This window comes from Streptomyces triticagri (genome assembly GCF_003429565.1).
GTDB classification, from domain to species: Bacteria; Actinomycetota; Actinomycetes; order Streptomycetales; family Streptomycetaceae; genus Streptomyces; species Streptomyces triticagri.
Window position 1 is genome coordinate 1 of the sequence record NZ_QUAK01000152.1, and the last position, 2,384, is coordinate 2,384.

2 protein-coding genes are annotated in these 2,384 nt (G+C 70.7%); both read right to left on the minus strand.

Annotation, left to right across the window (positions count from 1 at the left end):
- Positions 1 to 361: 361 nt before the first annotated feature.
- Entirely contained in the window at positions 362 to 1,123 is a 762-nt protein-coding gene (locus DY218_RS25335; RefSeq protein ID WP_407703683.1) for a phosphatase PAP2 family protein, read from the minus strand.
- A gap of 159 nt (positions 1,124 to 1,282) precedes the next feature.
- On the minus strand, positions 1,283 to 2,293 hold the full coding sequence (locus tag DY218_RS25340; RefSeq protein WP_128558468.1) for a C40 family peptidase: 1,011 nt from the start codon (positions 2,291 to 2,293) through the stop codon (positions 1,283 to 1,285).
- Between the last annotated feature and the right edge of the window lie 91 nt (positions 2,294 to 2,384).

Sequence of the window (2,384 nt, forward strand, 5' to 3'; positions counted from 1 at the left end):
GGCCCTCGGCTCGGCCGCGGTCGCCGGCGCGGCCGGTGTCGCCGGCCTCGCGCTGCTGCGCGGCCGCGCCCGCGACGAACCAGACGCCCGCACAGAATCCGAGGACGGCCGGCGCTGAGCCGAACCGCCCCGGGTCGCCGCCGAAGCCACCGCCCACCCCGCAGATCAGGCCGTACGGCGATCCGGCTGGTGTTCACCGCATCGGTGCTCTGCGCCCTGACCGCCGCGCTGTTCCACCTCCACCCGCCCCTCGAGGCGGCCCTGAAGGCCGAACTCCGGTCCGTCACCGCGTCGTTGCTCGGCTCGGCAGCCCCGGGACGTAGCGGCGCCCCAGGTTCGTGGGCCCTGAGGGAGACGCCCCCTACGCGGCCAGATCCTTGCGCGCCGGGTCCCGCCCCGGCTCCTCGGCGTCGCGGCCCTGCTGCGGCTCCGGCAGTTCCACGGCGCCCGGCACCGTCCGCCGCGCGCCGCGCGCACTCACGAGCCGGCCCCACCGTCCCGACCGGGCCACCGCCCGGGTCAGCGGCGTGAGCAGCGCCATCGCGACCGGCGCGAGCAGCAGCGTGACGGCCGTGCCGAGCGCGAATCCGCCGATCACGTCCGTCGGATAGTGCACGCCCATGTAGACGCGGCAGAAGCCTTCGAGCAGCGCGAGCCCGATCCCGATCAGGCCGAACTTCCGGTGCGCCACGAACAGTCCGACCCCGAGCGCCATCGCGAGCGTCGCGTGATCGCTGACGAACGAGAAGTCCGTCTTGCCGTCGGCCAGCACCTCGAGGTCGTTGTACTCGTAGAACGGCCGGCGGCGCTCGACGAACTCCCGGATCGGGATGTTGACCAGCAGTGCGATGCCGGCCGCGAGCGGCGCCCAGACCAGGGCGGCCACCGATGTCTCGGCGTCCGGCCGGCGGCGCACCGTCGTCCAGCACCACAGCACGAGCAGCACCATGGCGAGTGGCAGACCCCATTCACCGACGAAGCCGACCACCGAGTCGACCCAGTCGGGGGCGTCCTTCGCGAGGCCGTTGATGCCGTGCAGCAGATCGGCGTCCGGGCCCATGCCGACCGTACCCACGGTGCCGGGTGCGCCGGGTGTGCCCCGGGAGGTCTCCGCCTCAAGCATGTGCCCGGCCCCTCAGTCGTGTGCCTGTCCGTCGTCTCAAGGAACGCGCACTCCCGGCCCGAGCGTTCCACTCTCCACCGAAAGATCACCCGGACGTTATCCAAGAGTGACGAATCGCCGCAGCTCAGGGGCAAGGCTTAACGGAGAGTTCAAGCCATGTCACGCCTTCTTGCCGGCCTCCGCAAGCGCCTTCGCGCCATCGCCCGTGACCCGCGTCGCACCGAAGTAGTCCGGAGTGTCCACGGGCGCGAAACGGATCACTGCACCGGGCCGCGGCGCATCGATCATGTACCCGCCACCGACGTAGATCCCGACGTGCCGGATGGCCCGCGAATTCGTCAAGTCGTCCGAGAAGAACACCAGATCACCCGGCAGCAGCTCCTCGCGCCTCGGATGCGGGCCCGCGTTGTACTGGTCGTTCGCCACCCGAGGCAGGGTCACCCCGACCGTGTCGTACGCCGCCTTCGTCAGACCCGAGCAGTCGAACCGGCCGCCCTCCTCCGGCGTACCGTCCCCGCCCCACAGATACTCCTTGCCCAACTGCTCCTGCGCGAACGAGATCGCCCCCGCCGCCTGCTTCGACGGGCTCACCCGCTGCGTGGGACGCGCGAAACTCTTCTCCAGGGTGGTGATCGTCTTCACGTAGTTCTGTGTCTCGCGGTACGGCGGGACGCCACCGTGCTTGATGACGGCGTACGCGCCCGCGTTGTACGCGGCGAGCATGTTGTGCGTCGGGTCGCCCGGGGCGTCCTTCACATATCCGGCCAGTTTGCAGTCGTACGAGGCGGCCGACGGGATCGCGTCGGCCGGATCCCAGACGTCCTTCTCGCCGTCCTTGTTCCCGTCGACCCCGTGGGTGGCCCAGGTGCCGGGGATGAACTGCGCTATGCCCTGCGCATCGGCCGGACTCTCCGCCCTCGGGTCCCAGCCGCTCTCCTGGTACAACTGCGCCGCGAGCAGCGCCGGGTTGATGGCCGGACAGAGATTGCCCCATTTCTGCACGAGCGGCTGATACGCGGCGGGCACGGAACCCTTCGCCAGTCCTACGGCGCCCTTGCCGATCCCGTTCGCCATGTTCCCCGCCACGAGATACGTCCCGAGGACGAGCGCGACGACGAACCCGCCACCGCCGACGGCAGCGCCACCCGCGACCAGCCACGCCTTACGCACCGTCAAAACCCCTCACGCCGCACCGCATCGGAGAGCCGGGGGTCAGTTTAATGTGCCCTCAATCGCCGGGCGGGCTCCATGGAGCCCGCCC

What these genes read in the sequence shown, in the direction of transcription:
- DY218_RS25335 (WP_407703683.1), bottom strand. Translation starts at nt 1,123, where the DNA reads ATGCTTGAGGCGGAGACCTCCCGGGGCACACCCGGCGCACCCGGCACC.